Genomic DNA, 17,322 nt, shown 5'->3' with positions numbered 1-17,322 from the left:
CGCTGCCGGCCATTCTGCGCGTGACACACGTTATCACCGGCCTGGGGCAGGGCGGCGCCGAATCGGTATTGTTCCGCCTGGCCACGTACCCGGACCAGCGCGTGCGCCACAGCATCGTGTCGTTGACCGATGAGGGCGTGTACGGCGCGCGCTTGCGCAACGCCGGCGTTGCCGTGCATGCGCTGGGCATGCCGCGCGGGCGCCTGACGCTCGACGGCTTCCTGGCGTTGCGCCGGTTGCTGGCGCGCGAGCGGCCCGACGCGGTGCAGACCTGGATGTACCACGCCGACCTGATTGGCGGGCTTGCGGCGCGCCTGGCGGGCGTGCGGGCGCTGGCATGGGGCATACGCAATTCCGGCGCCCACCTGCAACGCAGCAGCCGTTCGGCGCGCCTGGTGCTAAAGCTGTGCGCCTTGCTGTCGGGCCGCCTGCCCGCGGCTATTGTGTGCGCCGCGCGCGATTCCGCCGTGCGGCACCGGCAATATGGCTACCGCGCCGACCGCCTGGTGGTGATCGCCAACGGCTACGATTTGTCGCGCTACCAGCCCGATGCCGCGGCTGGCCGGCGCATGCGCGAGCTGTGGCAGGTTGCCGAGGGCACGCCGCTGGTCGGCTGCGTGGCCCGCTGGGATCCCCTGAAAGATCACGCCAACCTGCTGGGCGCGGTAGCGTCCCTGACGCGCGGCGGGCGCGATCGCGGCCTGCAGTGCGTGCTGATCGGCCGCGGCATGTCGCCCGGCAATGCCGACCTGATGGCGCTGATCGACAACCTGGGACTGCGAGGCCGCATTCTGCTGGCCGGCCCCAGCGACGACGTGCCGGCCGTGATGAATGCGCTGGACCTGCATGTGTTGTCGAGCTGCGCCGAAGGCTTTCCCAATGTCGTGGCCGAGGCCTTGGCTTGCGGCACCCCCTGCGTGGTGACGAACGTGGGCGACGCGGCGCACATAGTCGGGGCGACGGCTCCGGTGGTGCCGCCCGAGCAGCCCGAGGCGCTGGCGCAAGGCGTGGCCGCCGCACTGGACGACATCGCCGCGCGCGGCCGCGAGGCGGTTGGCGCACCGGGCCGGGCGCGCGTGCTGGCGGAATTCGACCTGGCGCACATGGTGACGGCCTACGAGGCCCTGTGGCGCCGCATTGCCGGAGCCCGCGCATGACTTCCGCCGCCGCTCCGCGCCTGCTGTTCGTGGTGAACAATCCCGCGTTCTTCCTGTCGCATCGGCTGCCGCTGGCGCTGGCCGCGCAGCGTGCCGGCTATGACGTGCATGTGGCCACCATGGCGGGCGACAGTGTGCCTCGCATCACCGCCCACGGCCTGGCGCACCATGCCATTCCCATGACACGCAGCGGCAAGCACCCGCTGCAGGAGCTGCGCACGGTGTGGGCGCTTTACCGCCTGTTTCGCCGGTTGCGTCCGGCGCTGGTGCATCTGGTCACCATCAAGCCCGTGTTGTATGGCGGCATCGCGGCGCGGTTGGCGCGCGTGCCGGCCATGGTGTCGGCCATTTCCGGCCTGGGTTTCGTATTCGTGGCGCGCGGCGCCCGCGCGGCGCTGGTGCGGCAAGTGGTGGCCGCGCTGTACCGCCTGGCGCTGGGCCATCGCAACAGCCGCATCGTGTTCCAGAACACCAACGATCGCGCGGTGCTGTGCGGCCTGGGGGCGGCGCGCCCGGAACAGGCCGTGATGATCCGCGGTTCGGGCGTCGACCTGGCCGATTATCCGGCGCTGGCCGAGCCGCCGCCGCCGGTGGCCGCGCTGATGGTGGCGCGCCTGCTGCGCGACAAGGGCGTGCTGGAATTCGTGGAGGCCGCGCGTCTGCTGCGCAGCCGCGGGGCCGCCGTGCGCATGTTGCTGGCCGGCGGCGTCGACCCCGGCAATCCGGCGTCGGTGTCGCAGGCCGATGTCGACGGCTGGCGGCGCGAAGGGTGCATCGAGGCGCTGGGCGAACGCAGCGACATTGCCGCGCTATACGCGGCGTCGCATATTGCGGTGCTGCCTTCCTACCGTGAAGGGTTGCCCCGCTCGCTGATCGAGGCCGCGGCCTGCGGCCGCGCGGTGGTGACCACCGATGTGCCGGGTTGCCGCGACGCCATCGAGCCCGGCGAGACCGGCCTGCTGGTGCCGCCGCGCGACGCGGCGGCCCTGGCCGATGCCATCGAACGCCTGGCGGCCGATGCGGCGCTGCGGCAGCAGATGGGCCAGGCGGGCCGGCGCCTGGCCGAACGCGAGTTCGACGTCGACGACGTGTGCCGTCAGCATCTGGATATCTATCGCGGCCTGCTGCTGGCGATGCGCCAGCCCTAGGGGCATAGCGGGTATAGCGGGGTAGAACGAGGCATGGGGGCCGATGAGGCCCGGCGCTGCGCGATGTGGCTTAGCGCCGCGACAGCGAATCGATCCAGTAGCGGGTGGAGGGGTCCTGGTCGCCGGAAGTATCGGCCGACGGCGCGTCGAGCTCGCGGATGATGCGCTTGGCCAGCAGCTTGCCGAATTCCACGCCCCATTGGTCGAAAGGGTTGATGCCCCACAGCACGCCCTGTGCAAACACCTTGTGCTCGTATAGTGCCAGCAGGGCGCCCAGCGAATAGGCGTCCAGGCGCGGCAGCACGATAAGGTTCGACGGCCGCCCGCCTGGATGGACGCGATGGCGCGCCAGCACTTCGGCGCGTTGCAGGTCGGGCTCGTGCTCGCGGATTTCCTGCAGGATGTCTTCGTACGATTTGCCGCGCAGCAGGGCCGAGCGCTGGGCCAGGCAATTGGCGATCAGCATGTTGTGGTGCCGCGCATAGGCGTGGTCGGGCCGTTCGCACACGATGAAGTCGACCGGCGCGCCGGTGGTGTCCTGGTGCAGCCACTGGAAGAACGTGTGTTGGCAGTCGGTGCCCGGCATGCCCCAGACGACCGGGCCGGTGGGCACGCCCACCGGCGTGCCGTCGCGCGAGGCCACCTTGCCCAGCGATTCCATTTCGAGCTGCTGGGCCCATGGCACCAGGTGCATCAGGCGCGAATCGTACGGGGTGATCGCCAGCGTGGCATAACCCAGCACGCTGCGGTTGGCCAGGCCAGCCAGGGCCATTTGCAGTGGCGCATTCTTGCGCAGCGGCGCCTGCAGGAAATGCTGGTCCATGGCGGCGGCGCCGGCCAGCAACTGGTCGAGCGCCTCGTTGCCCAGCGCCAGCGCGATAGGCAGGCCGATGGCCGACCACAGCGAATAGCGGCCTCCCACCCAGTCCCAGAAGCGGAATACGCGGTCGGGCGAGATGCCGAAATCGAGCGCCGCGTCGACATTGGCGGTAACCGCCACCACGTGCTTGATGGGATCGGCCACGCCGGCATCGCGCAGCCAGTTCATGGCGACTTCGGCGTTGGCCAGGGGTTCGGTGGTGGTGAACGATTTCGAGGCAACAATGACCAGCGTGCGGCGCGGGTCGAGTTGGCCGATGGCGTCGGCGACGGCGTGCGAATCGACGTTCGAGGCGAACTGGATATTGCGGCGCAGGCCGCCGTGCCGCAATGCGCGCGTCACCATGCGCGGGCCCCAGTCGCTGCCGCCGATGCCCAGGTGCAGCACGCAGTCGTAGGCCAGGGATTGGTCGAGCTCGCGCACGAAGCGCCGCACGCGCTCGCGTTCGGCCAGGATGTCCTGGGCCACCGCCGGCGGCGGGTTGTCGGCGCGCAGCGCGGTGTGCCAGGCGGGTCGCCGTTCGGTCCAGTTGGCTTCGCCGCCGTCGTACAGCTGGGCGCGCGCGGCGTCGAAGTTCTGCTGCGCCAGCAGGTCTTGCGCGGCATTGTCCAGCGAATCGGATTGGGGCTGGGCGGTGAGGTCGACGCGCAGGCCGGCCGCCTCGATGATGCGCAGGCGCTCGCCGCCGCGCGAGGCGCTTTTCGCCGCCTGGGAAAACGCCAGCCACGCGGGACTGGACGGCAGGTAATTGGCCATGGTCGAACGCGTAAAAGGTCAGAAGGGCAGGGCCGCGCCAGGGGCGAGGCGCAGCAGTTGCCCGCGGAAGTCGTCCTGGATGCGCGCCAGCGCCTCGGGCGTGTCGGCCTCGAAGCGCAGCACCACCACCGGCGTGGTGTTAGAGGCGCGCGCCAGGCCGAAGCCGTCGGCATATTCGGCGCGCACGCCGTCGATGGTGACCACGCGCAGGGCGTCGTCGAACTTGCCTTGTTTCTGCAATGCCCGCACCAGCGCGTAGGGCTCGCCTTCGGCCATTTCGAGCTTGAGTTCGGGCGTGGACAGAGCCTGTGGCAAGGCTTCGAGCAGTTGCGACGGGTTGGCCTGGCGCGACACGATTTCAAGCAGGCGCGCGCCGGTATACAGGCCGTCGTCGAAGCCGTACCAGCGTTCTTTGAAGAAAATGTGGCCGCTCATCTCGCCAGCCAGCGGCGCGCCGGTCTCGGCCAGCTTGGCTTTCACGAGCGAATGCCCGGTTTGCCACATCAGGGGCTGCCCGCCGGCTTCCTGCACGGCCAGGCCCACGTGGCGGCTGCACTTGACGTCGTAGATGATGGTGGCGCCGGGACAGCGCTGCAGCACGTCGCGCGCGAACAGGATCAGCTGGCGGTCGGGCCAGATGATCTGCCCGGACTTGGTGACCACGCCCAGCCGGTCGCCGTCGCCGTCGAAGGCCAGGCCGATTTCGCAGTCGGTGCGCGCCAGGTGGTCGATGAGGTCTTGCAGGTTGTGGGGGTCGGCCGGGTCGGGGTGGTGGTTGGGAAAGGTGCCGTCGACTTCGCAATACAGCTCGTCGACCTGGCAGCCCAGGGCCCGGAACAGTTGCGGCGCCACCGCCCCGGCCACGCCGTTGCCGCAGTCGATGGCGATTTTGAGGGGGCGCGCCAGCTTGACGTCGCCCACGATGCGCTCGATGTACTCGCCCATCAGGTCGAGCTCGCGGCGGCTGCCGCGACGGGCCGCGGGCGCGGCGTCGGGGGCATTCATGGCGGCGCGCAACGCCTGCACCCCGGGGCCGTACAGGGCCTTGCCGGCCATCATCATTTTGAAGCCGTTGTACTGGGGAGGGTTGTGGCTGCCCGTAATGGCCACGCCCGAGCCGGTGCCCTGGGTATAGGCCGCGTAGTACACCAGCGGCGTGGGCACCTGGCCGATGTCGAGGGTGTCGATGCCGCCCTCCAGAATGCCGTCTTGCAGCGCTTGCGACAGTTCGGGACTGCTGAGGCGGCCGTCGCGGCCCACCACCAGGGCGCCGACGCCCTGTTCGCGCGCCTGGTCGGCCAGTGCGCGCCCCAGCGCGCGGGCAAACCCGGCGTCCAGGGGGGACGGCACCGTGCCGCGGATGTCGTAAGCCTTGAAGACCGATTCGGGATAGCGGGCGATATGATCCAAGCGTGTTCCTTGATGGTGGCATGCCCGGGCGCCGCCTGCGGCGGACGCCCAGGAGTGGAATTATCCTCGATTCGCCCGCCAAGCAAACCTTGTGCCCGGCTCGTCCTACAATAAACGGCACTTCCACTGCCGCCCGGTTACGGCCGGGCCCTCGATACCGGCTTGTGTCCATGACCCTACTGAACGAACTGCAGTCTTTGCTGGGCCCGGCCCATGTGCTGGCCGGCGCCGATGCCGAACCTTACCTGCAAGACTGGCGCCGCCGCTATCGGGGCAGCGCGCAGGCGGTCATCCGGCCCGGGTCCACCGACGAGGTGGCCCAGGCGGTGCGCCTGTGCGCCAGGCACGGCGCCCCGGTGGTGCCGCAGGGCGGCAATACCGGCCTGTGCGGCGGCGCCACGCCCGACGACTCGGGCCAGGCCGTGCTGCTGTCCACCGCGCGGTTGAACCGCGTGCGCGCCATCGACACCGACAACGACACCATCACGGTCGAGGCCGGCTGCATCCTGCAGGCGGTGCAGCAGGCCGCGGCCGACGCAGGCCGCCTGTTTCCCTTGAGCCTGGCGGCCGAGGGCAGCTGCACGATCGGCGGCAACCTGGCCACCAATGCCGGCGGCACCCAGGTGCTGCGCTACGGCAACGCGCGCGAACTCGCGCTGGGCCTGGAAGTGGTCACGGCCGAAGGCGAAATCTGGAACGGCCTGCGCGGCCTGCGCAAAGACAATACCGGCTACGACCTGCGCGATCTGTACATCGGCAGCGAAGGCACACTGGGCATCATCACGGCGGCCACGCTCAAGCTGTATCCGCGGCCCGTAGCGTCGTGCACGGCGTTGCTGGCGCTGGACTCGATCGATGCGGCCGTCGAACTGCTGTCGCGCGCGCGGGCCGGCTTCGGCGCCTCGCTGACCGGTTTCGAGCTCATGGCGGGCGATTGCCTGCAAAGCGTGGTGAAGCTGTTCCCGCAGCAGCGCCTGCCGTTCGAGGGCGAATCGGCCGCGTCGTCCTGGTTCGCCCTGCTGGAGCTGTCCGACAGCGAAAGCGAGGCGCATGCTCGCGAGCGGTTCGAGGCGGTGCTGGGTGCGGCCATCGAGGACGGCCTGGTCACCGATGCCGCCATTGCCGCCAGCGTGGCCCAAAGCAAGGCCCTATGGCACCTGCGCGAAAGCATTCCGCTGGCCGAAGCCGAGCTGGGCAAGGGCGTCAAGCACGATGTGTCCATTCCCATTTCATCCATCGCCGGCTTCGTGCACAAGACCAACGCGCTGCTGCAGCAGCGGTTTCCCAACGTGCGCAACGTGGTGTTCGGGCACCTGGGCGACGGCAACCTGCACTACAACGTGGCGCGCGCGCCGGGCCAGACCGAGGCCGACCTGCTGGCCCTGCAGCAAGACATTTACGACGTGGTGCATCGCAGCGTGCAAGAGCATGCGGGTTCGATCAGCGCCGAGCACGGTATCGGCCAGCTCAAGCGCGACGAACTGCCGCATTACAAGAGCCCGCTCGAACTGGCGTTAATGAAACGGGTGAAGCAGGCGCTCGATCCGCGCGGGCTGATGAACCCCGGCAAGGTGCTGCAGGGCTGAAATGAAAACCCGCCCGTACCGGCGCCTCTGACACATGGCAGCGATTCCCGCCAACGCGCGTTACCGGGTGCTGGTCGTCGAAGACGACCTCACCATCGCGGGCAACTTGTATCGCTTTCTTGAGGTCAACGGCTTCGTGCCCGACGTAGCCTACGACGGCCGCACCGCCCTGCGCATGCTCCAGGACCAGCGTTTCGATGCCATGGTGCTGGACGTGGGCCTGCCCGGCCTGGACGGCTACCAAGTGCTGCAGACCCTGCGCGCCGAGCGGCGCCAGGCGATCCCGGTGCTGATTCTCACCGCGCGCGATGCGCTGGACGACAAACTGGAAGGCTTTTCGCACGGCGCCGACGACTACCTGACCAAGCCCTTTGCGCTGGCCGAGGTGCAGGCGCGCCTGCTTGCCCTGATCCACCGCGCCCAGGGCGCCGTGGTGGACGCCGTGCGCGAGTTCGGCCCGCTGCAGTTCGACGGACGCACCCGCGCCGTGCTGGTGGCGGGCCAGCCGGTGCGCCTGACCCGCAAGTCGGGCCAGATTGTCGAGGCGCTGCTGCGCGATCCGGGCCGCATCGTGTCGCGCGAAGAACTCGAATCGGTGTTGTGGGGCGATGAACCGCCTTCGCCCGACGCGCTGCGCAGCCAGATGCATTTGCTGCGCCGGGCGCTGGCCGATGCCGGGTTCGACGGAATCGAAACCGTGCATGGCATAGGCTGGCGATTGGTGTTGCCCGAGGCGCGCCCATGAAAGGCGGCACGCTGACACAGCGGGTGGTGTGGGCGCTGACCGGCGCGGTGGCGGTATTCGTGGCCGCGCTGGCGCTGTTGGCCTACCTGACGTTCGACCAGATGGAAGACGGCCTGGTCGAGCAGATCCTCACCACCGAAACCGACCGGGTGGCGCAGCACGTGGCGGCCGACCCGCAGTTCCTGCCTCCCCACGGCGCGCGCGAGCTGGGCGGCTCGATGCGTGCCTGGCTGCACCAGGGCGCCGTGCGCGACGACATGCCTGCCGAACTCGACGGCCTGCCGCCGGGGCTGCATTTGCTGCAGCCCGGTGTCGAGACCTGGCACGTAATGGTGGCCGACACGGCGCGCGGCCGCCTGTATGTACTGTACGACGCCACCGATCACGAAGCGCGGGTGCGCGACTTCGGCCTGATCGTGCTGGGCATGGGGGCGTTGTGCGTCATGGCGGCGTATGCGCTGTCGCGCCGGGTGGCGGGCGTGGCGGTGGGGCCGTTGCTCGACCTGACCGGGCGGCTGTCGAACTGGGCGCCCGGCTCGCCGGACCTGGCCGTGACCCGCGATGACGAAGCCGGGCGGCTGATCGAGGCGTTCAACCGGGTGCAGAACCAGGTCGACCGCTCGATCGCGCGCGAGCGCGAATTTGCGGCGAACCTCAGCCACGAGGTGCGCACGCCGCTGGCGGCAATTCGTTCCGACAGCGAAATCATGCTGCTGGACGCGGCGCTGCCGGCCGACTCGCGCCAGCGCCTGGAGCGCATCACGGCCAATGTCGACCATATCGTTGCTTCGCTCGAAAGCGCGCGCTCCATGGCGCGCGACCAACCCCGCCCGGCCGAGCGCGTCGACCTGGCGGCCTGCATGGACGACGCCTGGCGCGGCCTGGAAGTCGAGGCCGACGTCGCCGGGCTGGCGTTCCACAACCTTATTCCGGGTGGCATCGAGCACACGCTGGATCGCTATGCCCTGCTGACGGTGCTGCGCAACCTGGTGCGCAACGCCATCGAACACGCGGCGCCGGCCACCCTGACCGCCGGCCTGACGCACGATGGCGCGCTGGAGCTGCGCGACAACGGCAAGGGCATTGCCCCCGAAGAGCTGCCGTTCGTGTTCCAGCGCTATTACAGCGGCCGGCTGGGCGACACGGCGGGGGCCACGCCCGACGACAGCGGTTTTCCGCGCGGCCTGGGGCTGGCCATTGCCAAGCGCGTGTGCGACATGCAGGGCTGGGACCTGCGCGTCGAGTCTGAACGCGCAGGCGCGGGGCAGGGCACCTGCTTCGTGCTGCGCTTTGCCTGATCAAACAGATCGGGCCGGCGCGAGCCGGCCCGTGCGTCTGGGACGCCGCCTGCGCCGAAACTCAGCGCGCCGGTAGCACCGTGCCCGATGATTCCCCGAACCCGATGCGCGGATAGCCGGGCTTCTGGCAGTGCGCGCGGATGATCACCTGGTCGCCATCTTGCAGGAAGGTGCGCTGCTCGCCCCACGGCAGGTTGATGGGCGTCTTTCCGCCTTGCGTCAGCTCTAGCAGCGAGCCGGCCTGGTCGGGCTCGGGGCCCGACAACGTGCCCGTGCCGAGCAGGTCGCCCGGCTGCAGGTTGCAGCCGTTGACTGTGTGGTGCGCGATCAGTTGCGCGATGTTCCAGTAGGCGTCGCGGAAATTGCTGGCGGACAGGTGCGCCGGCGGATGGCTTGCGGCGCGCGACGTTTCGGTGGCCAGCAGGACCTCCATCTGCACATCGTAGGCGCCTTGCGCGCGGTTGGTGTCCGACGACAGGTAAGGCAGGGGCTGCGGGTCGCCGGCCGGACGGGTCCAGGCGGCGCGGAAGGGCTCCAGCGCTTCCAGGGTGACGATCCAGGGCGAGATGGTCGAAGCGAAATTCTTGGCCAGGAAGGGGCCCAGCGGCTGGTATTCCCAGGCCTGGATGTCGCGCGCCGACCAGTCGTTCAGGATGCACAGGCCGAAGACGTGGTCGTCGGCGCGGTCCAGCGCGATACGGTCGCCCTGCGCATTGCCCTGGCCGACAAACACGCCCAGTTCGAGTTCGTAGTCGAGCCGCTTGCACGGGCCGAACTGCGGGGCTTCGCCTTCGGCGGCGGGGCGGGTCTGGCCCACCGGGCGCGGAAAGCGCTGCTCGACGCCCACGCTGGAGGCGCGGCCGTGATAGCCGATGGGCACCCATTTGTAGTTGGGCAGCAGCGGGTTGTCGGGGCGGAACTGCTTGCCCACGGCCGTGGCGTGGTGCAGCGAAATATAGAAGTCGGTGTAGTCGCCGATGCGCGCCGGCGTGGTGTATTCGGCGTCGGCCTGCGCCGCCAGCAGCGGCTCGATGCGGGCCTGCAGCGGCGAGCCGGCGCGCAGGGCGCGCGACAAGGCCAGCCGCAGCGCGCTCCAGTGCGCGCGGCCCAGCGCCATCAGGGCATTCAGGCTGTCGCCCGTGCAGGCGGCCAGCGCTTCGGCGGCCTGGCCTTCGAACAGGTTCAGGCCCGCCAGGGCGGACAGGTCGACAATGCGGTCGCCGATGGCCACGCCCGGCCGGAAGGCCTCTTGCGAGCCGCGGCGGCGGAACACTGCGTAGGGCAGGTTCTGCACCGGAAAGCCGGTGGCGGCGTCGTTGGCGCTGGCTACCCAGCTGGTCAGGGCGGCGTCGTGGGTTTCGTTCAGAGTGGTCATGGGCGGATCAGGGTTGGGCCGGGTCGAAGTGCTTGTTCAGCCCTTGCCAGCATTCGTAGTAGTCGCTTTGCAGCTGGGCGCTGGCCAGCGCTTGCGCGGTGGGGCGGATGACGCGGCGGGTCTCGAACATGAACGCCATCGTATCGCGGATGTAGTGCGCCTGGCTCGTGTCGGCGGCGGTGGCTTTCTCGAAGGTGTCCGCATCCGGCCCGTGTCCGCTCATGCAATTGTGCAGGCTGGCGCCGCCGGGCGCGAAACCCTCGGCCTTGGCGTCGTACACGCCATGGATCAGCCCCATGAATTCGCTGGCCACATTGCGGTGGAACCAGGGCGGCCGGAAGGTGTTTTCCATGGCCAGCACGCGCGGCGGGAAGATGGCGAAGTCCATGTTGGCCGTGCCCGGGGTGTCCGAGGGCGAGGTCAGCACGGTGAAAATGGACGGATCGGGATGGTCGAAACTGATCGACCCGATGGTGTTGAAATGGCGCAGGTCGTATTTGTAGGGGGCGTGCGTGCCATGCCAGGCCACCACGTCCAGCGGCGAATGGCCGATGGCGGCGCGCCAGAAGCCGCCGGTGAACTTGGCTATCAGTTCGAAATCGCCTTCGATGTCTTCGTAGCAGGCCACCGGGGTCTGGAAGTCGCGCGCGTTGGCCAGGCAGTTCGAGCCTATCGGGCCGAGTTCGGGCAGGTGCAGCGCGGCGCCGAAGTTCTCCAGCATGTAGCCGCGCGCCTGCCCGTCGGGCAGGTCGACGCGCAGCCGCACACCGCGCGGAATCACGGCAATTTCCAGGGGCTCGACCTCGATAATGCCGAGCTCGGTGGCCAGGCGCAGCCGCCCTTGTTGCGGCACGATCAGCAGTTCGCCATCGGCGTTGTAGAAATAGCGGCCTTGCATGGAACGGTTGGCGGCGTACAGATGAATGCCGACGCCGCCGTGCTCGCCTGGCCCGCCGTTGCCGCCCCAGGTTTGCACCCCTTCGATGAAATCGGTGGGGGCGTCGGGCAAGGGCAGGGGGCTCCAGCGCAACTGGTTGGGCGTGACTGGGGCCGCGCCGAAATCGCTGAGCCAGCGCGCCGCGCCGTCGAACGGCTCGAACGGCCGGTGCTGCGCGGCGGGCCGGATGCGGTATAGCCACGAACGGCGGTTTTCGGCGCGCGGGGCGGTAAAGGCGGTGCCCGACAGTTGTTCCGCGTACAGGCCGTACGGGCAGCGCTGTGGGGAATTACGGCCGGCCGGCAGGGCGCCGGGCAGGGCCTCGGTGGCCCAGTCGTTGCCGAACCCGGATTGATATTGCAGGGGCATGATGTCTCTCTCTTGGGGAGCGCGTCTTGGGGCGCGCGTCAGGCATGCCCTATTTTCGGAAAAAAGCCTGGGTCTGGCTATGGGAATACCAAAATATCGACTATAAATTTCATGAATATCCATGGGCGCACGCCGCGAGGACTCTGCATGGCCGAACTCCGCAACATCGATCTGAACCTGCTGGTGGTGTTCCAGCACTTGCTGGAAGAGCGCAATATCTCGGCCGTGGCGCGGCGCCTGGATCTGTCGCAGCCCGCCGTCAGCAATGCCTTGCGGCGCCTGCGCGCCACGCTGGGCGACGACCTGTTCGTGCGCACGCCGCAAGGCATGCAGCCCACGCCGCAGGCAGAACGCCTGGGCGGACCAGTAGGCGAAGCGCTTGCGCTGCTGTCGCACACGCTCGAGGCCACCCAGGATTTCCACCCCGCCGACAGCCAGCGGCGCTTTCGCATCGCCATGTCGGACGTGGGCGAAATCCACTTCATGCCCCGCCTGATGGAACAGTGCGCACGCCATGCGCCCGCGATCCGCATCGATTCGCTGCGCCTGGCGGGCGCCGACCTGCGCCGCGAAATGGATGCCGGCCGGGTCGACCTGGCTATCGGCGCGTTTGAAGACCTGGGCAGCGGCATCATGCAGCGCATGCTGTTTCGGCAGGGCTACGCCACGTTGTTCCGGCTTGGCCATCCCACCGCCCACGAGGGCATGGGGCTGAAGGCCTTTCGCGCCGAGAGCCACCTGGTCGTGTCGCGCGCGGCGCCGTACGGGCAGGTGAACCAGGCGCTGGAAAAAGCCGGCGTGGCGCTCGAATCGAATTTCAGCGTGCCGCATTTTTCGGCGGTGCCATACATCGTTGCCACCACCGACCTGCTGGCTACCGTGCCGCGCAAGCTGGCGGCCAGTACGGCGCCGTATTTCAAGCTGGGCATGCTGACGCCGCCGTTGCGCGTGCCGGCGCTACAGACCAACCTGTACTGGCACCGGCGCTTTCATCGCGACACCGGCAACCAATGGCTGCGTGCGTTGGTGGTAGAGGCGTTCGCCGACGCCGCCTGAGCCGTTCGGCTAGCGGGGCGGCGCGGCCAGCGCCACGGCTTCCACTTCGACTTTCAGGCCGTAGTGCAGCGGCCCGGTAGGCACGACGGCGCGGGCCGGGCGCGCCGCGCCGGCCCATTCGGCGTATACCGCGTTAAAGGCCGGCCAGTTGTCGACGCTGTCGATATACACGCGCACCTGCACCAGTTGGCCGATGCCGCTGCCCGCTTCGGCCAGCGCGGCGGCAAGGTTGTCCAGCGCCTGGCGCGCCTGCGCCGGGAAGGAAGCGCCGCTCATCGGGGCGCCGTCGGGGCCGATGGGCAATTGGCCCGATACATAGACCATGCCATTGGCCACACAGGCATGGCTGTAGTGGCCGCCCGGCGCGGGCAGTCCGGCGGGCGACAGATAGCGGGGGGAGGGCGTGGCGGTCATGGTCGGTGGCATGTGGAAAAAGGTCGGGCGTTGCGGGGCGGCCTACCAGCCGTAGCTGCGTTCCCACACCTGCAAGGCGCCGTCGGGGCCCAGCGCGTGGTACTGCGGAAATTGCGCGCCAGTGGCGCAGGCATGGTTGGGCAGGACGCGCAGGCGCGTGCCTATCGGATAGCGGGCCGCCAGGTCGCCGCCGTCCTGGGCGGCCATGATGCCGTGTTCTTGATTGGCGCCGATGAGTGTGCAGCCGGGCAGCGGCTCGCCATCCAGCGTGCACACCTGGCCGTAGCCAAAATCGCGCTTTTGCTTGCGCGTGCCCTGGTCGCGGCTCATGGCCATCCAGCCGGCGTCAACAATGACCCAGCCCTTGTCGGCCTGGTGGCCGATGACCGTGGTCAGCACGCTTAGCGCCAGTTCATCGCAGCGGCACACGCCGATGTTGTGCATGACCAGGTCAAAAAATACGTATACGCCGGCACGCACTTCGGTAACGCCAGCCAGTTGCTCGGCCGACAGCGCGGTGGGCGTGGAGCCCACGCTGACCACCGGGCAGGGCAGCCCCGCGGCCCGCAGCCGCTCGGCGGCCTGCACGCAGCCGGCGCGTTCTTGCTCGGCCATGGCGGCCAGGGCTGCCGGGGTGTCCAGATCGTAGCTGGAGCCGGCGTGCGTCATGACCCCGCCCAGCGTCATGCCGCCTTCGTGCAGCGCCGCGCCCACCTCCAGCAGCGCGGCTTCGCCCGGCTTGATGCCCGAGCGATGGCCGTCTGTGTCGATTTCTATCCACACTTCGAACACCTCGCCATGTTCGCGTCCGAAGGCGGCTATTGCCCGCGCGGCGGCGGCGTTGTCGGTGATGATTTTCAGGTCGCAGCCGCGCCGGCGCAGGGCCAGCGCGGCGGGCAGGCGCTGCGGCACCATGCCGACGGCGTACAGGATGTCGGCGATGCCGGCCTCGAAGAACTGTTCGGCTTCTTTCAGCGTGGACACCGTGATGCCGCGCGCGCCGGCGGCCAGCTGGGCCTGCGCCACGGGCGTGCACTTGCTGGTCTTGACGTGGGGGCGCAGCGCGACGCCCAGCGTGTTCATGCGCTGCTGCATGCGGTCGATGTTGGCTTGCATGCGCGCCACGTCGATGATGGCGGCGGGCGTGTCCAGGTCTTGCAGGGAATCGGAGGGCAGGGTCATGAGGGCAGTGGTGTGGTCGGATTCAGTTCAGGAATTCTTGCCGGGCTTTCAGGGCCGGTACGTCGTCGCGCAGGCCGCGCTCGATCAGCGTTGTCACCGCCTGTGGCCCGGCGGCCGCGCCTTGGGGCAAGTCTACGCCTACCGCCTGCATCTGCGCGGCGAAGCCCGCGTCGGCGACGGCTGCCTGCAGGGCTAGCCGCAGCCGCGCCATGGCGCCATCCGGCGTGCCGCGGGGCGCGAAGATCGCGTTCCATGATCGCGCGTCCAGCGGATAGCCGGCGTCGGCCGCCGTGCCCACGTCCGGCAGTTGCGCCAGGCGTTGGTTCGACAACACCGCGATAGCCTTGAGCCGGCCGCCGGCGATTTGCGGCAGCGACGTGGTGGTCTGGTCGCACATGAAGTCGGTCTGCCCGCCCATCAAGTCGCTGATGGCGGGCGCCACGCCGCGATACGGTACGTGCGTGGCGGGCAGTTTCAGCGCCGACAGCAGCAGCACGCAGCCGTAATGCGAGATCGACCCGACGCCGGCGCTGCCGTAGGTGGCCTGGTCGCCCTTGGACGCCAGCCACGCGGCAAACTGTGCCAGGTCGCCGGCGGGGAAGTCGGCGCGGGCCAGCAGCAGCATGGGCGCCGAGCCGGCCAGCCCCACGGGCTGGAAGTCCGCCAGCGGGTCATAAGGCAGTTTCGGGTACACCGCCACATTGGCGACGTGGGTGCCCAGCGTGCCGAAACCCAGCGTGTAGCCGTCGGGCGTGGCGCGCGCCACGCGTTGCAGGCCGATGGTGCCGCCTGCCCCGCCCACGTTCTCGACCACCACCGACTGGCCCAGCGTCGCGCCCATGTGCTGCGCGACGCCGCGCGCCAGCGCATCGCTGGGTCCGCCAGCCGGGAACGGCACGACCAGGGTGATGGCGCGCTGCGGATAGGCGTTCTGTCGGGCGTCCGTGCCCGCGTCGGCGGCGGTTGCGGGCGCGGCGGCCACGGCCAGGGCGGCCAGAGCAGGCGCGCAGTATCGAAGCCGGATCATGATGGTGTCTCCTGTGGGTCAGCGAGCCGTGGCCCGGAAGGTCCGCAGCCATGGCAATGCGGCGTCCAGGGTGGGCGATTGCAGTTCCGGCGCGGGGGCGTCTTGCGGCAGGGCCAGCCCCACGCGGTTGTGCCAGTAGGTGCGCAGGCCGACGCGCGAGGTGCCAAACATGTCGTAGCCCGAGCCCGCGATGAAGGCAGCGTCGGCTGCCGGCACGTCCAGGATGTCCAGCGCCAGTTGATACGGGCGCGGGTCGGGCTTGTAGTAGCCGGCCTCTTCCGAGGTGACCACGGCGTCCCAGTCGATGCCGAGCAGGGCGGCGGCCTGGTGGCCCAGCCGTTGCGAGCAGTTGGTGACCACCGCCACCTTGCAGTGCGGGCGCAGGGCTTGCAGCAGTTCGCGCGCTCCGCTCCAGCAGGGCAGTGTGCGCCAGCCGGCCTGCAGCGCGGCGGGCGCGCTGTCGGGCAGGCCGGTGGCCTGCGCGGCCTGGCGCACCAGCTGTTCGTAGGGCTCGTAGCGGCCGCAGCCATAGGTCAGGCGCAGATACTCCGCGCGCCAGGCCCGTCCCGCGGATTCCGAACCCGCGGCGGCGTTCCAGACAGTCCAGGAATCGAGCAGCGCCGTCAGCAGGTCGAAAAGCACGGCGCGGGGATAAGCAGCAGTATTGGCGGGCATGAGGCGGTCCGGGTGAGCAGTGACGGCTGCACTATAGGCCTGATAACCGCCGGTGTGATTTAATGATTCTTCATCAATCGTTAAGCTACGCTGAATGTTGAAAATCGAAGACCTGCAACTGGTCTCGGCATTGGCACAGGCGCCCTCGCTCAGCGCCACGGCGCGCGCGCTGAACGTCACGCCGCCCGCGTTGTCGATGCGGCTGCGCAAGCTCGAGGCCGCGCTGGGCCTGGCGCTGGCGGTGCGCACCGCGCGCCGCCTGAGCCTGACCCCCGAAGGCGAGCGCTTCGCCCGCGAGGCGGCGGCGTTGCTGGCGCAGTTGCAGGCCCTGCCCGAGTCGCTGCAGCGCGACGACAGCCGGCTGGCCGGCACGCTGCGCATCGCCGCGCCCTTCGGCTACGGCCGGCGCCATATCGCGCCGGTGCTGGCGCGGCTGGCGCTGCGCCATCCCGGCTTGCGCGTGCAACTGGATCTGCGCGAAACGCCCTGGCCCGATCACCACGATGCCGACGCCGTCGTGCACATCGGCGTGGTGCGCGACTCTTCGTGGGTGGCGCGCCGCCTGGCCCCGAACGAGCGCTGGCTGTGCGCCAGCCCGCAATACCTGGAACGCCATGGCGCGCCGCGCGAACCGCGCGACCTGCTGCGGCATCGCTGCATCTGCATCCGCGAAAACAACGAAGATGTCACCTTGTGGCGCTTCCGGCGGCCCGGGCGGCGCGCGGCGGGACAGAAGGCCTTCGAGACGGTGCGGGTGACGCCGGATTACGTCTCGAACGACGGCAACGTGGCGCGCGCCTGGGCCGAGCAGGGGCTGGGCATGGTGGTGCGCTCGCAGTGGGATGCCGAGCCCGCGGTGGCGCGCGGCGCCCTGGTGCGCGTGCTGCCGGCCTGGCAGCTGGACCCGGCCCCGGTCACGCTGCTGGTGCCGGGGCGCAAGGGGCGCAGCGCGCGGGTGAAGGCGCTGCTGGAGTGTTTTGACGAGCCTTCATGAGGCTTTCCTGAGGACTTCCTCGGGCCTTCTTCGGGCCTTTCTCGGGCCTTCCTCGGGCCTTCCTCGGGCTGTCACCAGGGCTTCACGAGCCCTTCGGGTTTCAGCCGGCTTCGCCGCCCGGCAGCACCGAACGCCGCGCGCGCGCCAGCGCGTCGCGAATGATGTCCATGTCGCCGATGTGATTGGCCAGCAACAAGATCAGGGCGGCGTTCAGCTCGGCGCTCTGGGCGTCGCTCAGGTCGCGGTGCGTGTCGATCAGTGCCTCGTAGAATGCATCCGGGGCCGGCAGGTTGGTGTCGATCGTCAGGGGCAT

16 protein-coding genes are annotated in these 17,322 nt (G+C 69.4%); 7 read left to right on the top strand and 9 right to left on the bottom strand.

Annotated elements, in window-relative coordinates; translation table 11 throughout:
- Positions 1-2 precede the first annotated feature (2 nt).
- Entirely contained in the window at positions 3-1,157 is a 1,155-nt protein-coding gene (locus tag BPET_RS20430) for a glycosyltransferase family 4 protein (protein ID WP_151209073.1), read from the top strand.
- Positions 1,154-2,305 (top strand): glycosyltransferase family 4 protein, encoded by a 1,152-nt coding sequence (locus tag BPET_RS20425; protein ID WP_012250912.1) that lies wholly within the window; start codon positions 1,154-1,156, stop codon positions 2,303-2,305. Before BPET_RS20430 ends, BPET_RS20425 begins: the two co-directional genes overlap by 4 nt.
- A 70-nt stretch (positions 2,306-2,375) precedes the next feature.
- On the opposite strand, the gene pgi is transcribed toward BPET_RS20425, so the two are convergent.
- On the bottom strand, positions 2,376-3,941 hold the full coding sequence (gene pgi / locus BPET_RS20420; RefSeq protein WP_012250911.1) for a glucose-6-phosphate isomerase: 1,566 nt from the start codon (positions 3,939-3,941) through the stop codon (positions 2,376-2,378).
- 18 nt (positions 3,942-3,959) lie between these two features.
- Positions 3,960-5,351, bottom strand: a complete 1,392-nt coding sequence (locus BPET_RS20415; RefSeq protein WP_012250910.1) for a phosphomannomutase/phosphoglucomutase — start codon at positions 5,349-5,351, stop codon at positions 3,960-3,962.
- Positions 5,352-5,521: 170 nt separating this feature from the next.
- On the opposite strand from BPET_RS20415, the gene BPET_RS20410 reads away from it, so the two are divergent.
- From BPET_RS20410 to BPET_RS20400, 3 genes are read left to right on the top strand one after another with little or no spacing between them, the layout of a single operon-like run.
- The gene (locus BPET_RS20410) at positions 5,522-6,937 is read left to right on the top strand and encodes an FAD-binding oxidoreductase (protein WP_012250909.1); all 1,416 of its coding nucleotides are present in this window, start codon (positions 5,522-5,524) and stop codon (positions 6,935-6,937) included.
- A gap of 34 nt (positions 6,938-6,971) precedes the next feature.
- A complete protein-coding gene (locus BPET_RS20405) occupies positions 6,972-7,682 on the top strand; it encodes a response regulator transcription factor (RefSeq protein ID WP_012250908.1) in 711 nt (236 codons plus the stop codon).
- Positions 7,679-8,980: a sensor histidine kinase gene (locus BPET_RS20400; RefSeq protein ID WP_012250907.1), complete on the top strand. Its 1,302-nt coding sequence runs from the start codon at positions 7,679-7,681 to the stop codon at positions 8,978-8,980. The genes BPET_RS20405 and BPET_RS20400 overlap by 4 nt, the downstream gene beginning before the upstream one ends.
- A gap of 61 nt (positions 8,981-9,041) precedes the next feature.
- Here the strand turns inward: BPET_RS20400 and fahA are convergent, their stop codons facing one another.
- Positions 9,042-10,355, bottom strand: coding sequence for a fumarylacetoacetase (fahA, locus tag BPET_RS20395; protein WP_012250906.1), 1,314 nt, complete (start codon positions 10,353-10,355; stop codon positions 9,042-9,044).
- A gap of 7 nt (positions 10,356-10,362) precedes the next feature.
- The gene (gene hmgA / locus BPET_RS20390) at positions 10,363-11,661 is read right to left on the bottom strand and encodes a homogentisate 1,2-dioxygenase (RefSeq protein ID WP_012250905.1); all 1,299 of its coding nucleotides are present in this window, start codon (positions 11,659-11,661) and stop codon (positions 10,363-10,365) included.
- A gap of 147 nt (positions 11,662-11,808) precedes the next feature.
- On the opposite strand from hmgA, the gene BPET_RS20385 reads away from it, so the two are divergent.
- The gene (locus BPET_RS20385) at positions 11,809-12,717 is read left to right on the top strand and encodes a LysR family transcriptional regulator (protein WP_012250904.1); all 909 of its coding nucleotides are present in this window, start codon (positions 11,809-11,811) and stop codon (positions 12,715-12,717) included.
- Between the two features lie 9 nt (positions 12,718-12,726).
- Here BPET_RS20385 and BPET_RS20380 read toward each other — a convergent pair whose 3' ends face one another.
- Genes BPET_RS20380 through BPET_RS20365 form a run of 4 tightly spaced genes read right to left on the bottom strand, consistent with a single transcriptional unit; the run spans position 12,727 to position 16,015 of the window.
- Positions 12,727-13,131 carry a RidA family protein gene (locus BPET_RS20380; RefSeq protein ID WP_041863104.1) on the bottom strand — a complete coding sequence of 135 codons (405 nt, stop codon included), beginning with the start codon at positions 13,129-13,131 and terminating at the stop codon, positions 12,727-12,729.
- Between the two features lie 42 nt (positions 13,132-13,173).
- Positions 13,174-14,313 (bottom strand): DSD1 family PLP-dependent enzyme, encoded by a 1,140-nt coding sequence (locus BPET_RS20375; RefSeq protein WP_012250902.1) that lies wholly within the window; start codon positions 14,311-14,313, stop codon positions 13,174-13,176.
- Between the two features lie 22 nt (positions 14,314-14,335).
- Positions 14,336-15,340 (bottom strand): tripartite tricarboxylate transporter substrate-binding protein, encoded by a 1,005-nt coding sequence (locus BPET_RS20370; RefSeq protein ID WP_012250901.1) that lies wholly within the window; start codon positions 15,338-15,340, stop codon positions 14,336-14,338.
- 18 nt (positions 15,341-15,358) lie between these two features.
- Positions 15,359-16,015 (bottom strand): HAD family hydrolase, encoded by a 657-nt coding sequence (locus BPET_RS20365; RefSeq protein WP_012250900.1) that lies wholly within the window; start codon positions 16,013-16,015, stop codon positions 15,359-15,361.
- A gap of 94 nt (positions 16,016-16,109) precedes the next feature.
- On the opposite strand from BPET_RS20365, the gene BPET_RS20360 reads away from it, so the two are divergent.
- Positions 16,110-17,009: a LysR family transcriptional regulator gene (locus BPET_RS20360; RefSeq protein ID WP_012250899.1), complete on the top strand. Its 900-nt coding sequence runs from the start codon at positions 16,110-16,112 to the stop codon at positions 17,007-17,009.
- A 100-nt stretch (positions 17,010-17,109) separates the two neighbouring features.
- On the opposite strand, the gene BPET_RS20355 is transcribed toward BPET_RS20360, so the two are convergent.
- Complete coding sequence (locus BPET_RS20355; RefSeq protein WP_012250898.1) at positions 17,110-17,322, bottom strand: DUF2783 domain-containing protein; 213 nt, start codon at positions 17,320-17,322, stop codon at positions 17,110-17,112.

It is taken from the genome of Bordetella petrii (genome assembly GCF_000067205.1).
Taxonomy (GTDB): domain Bacteria; phylum Pseudomonadota; class Gammaproteobacteria; order Burkholderiales; family Burkholderiaceae_B; genus Bordetella_A; species Bordetella_A petrii.
The sequence above is the reverse complement of the archived record's forward strand: the minus strand, read 5'-3'. Positions and strand labels throughout refer to the sequence as shown.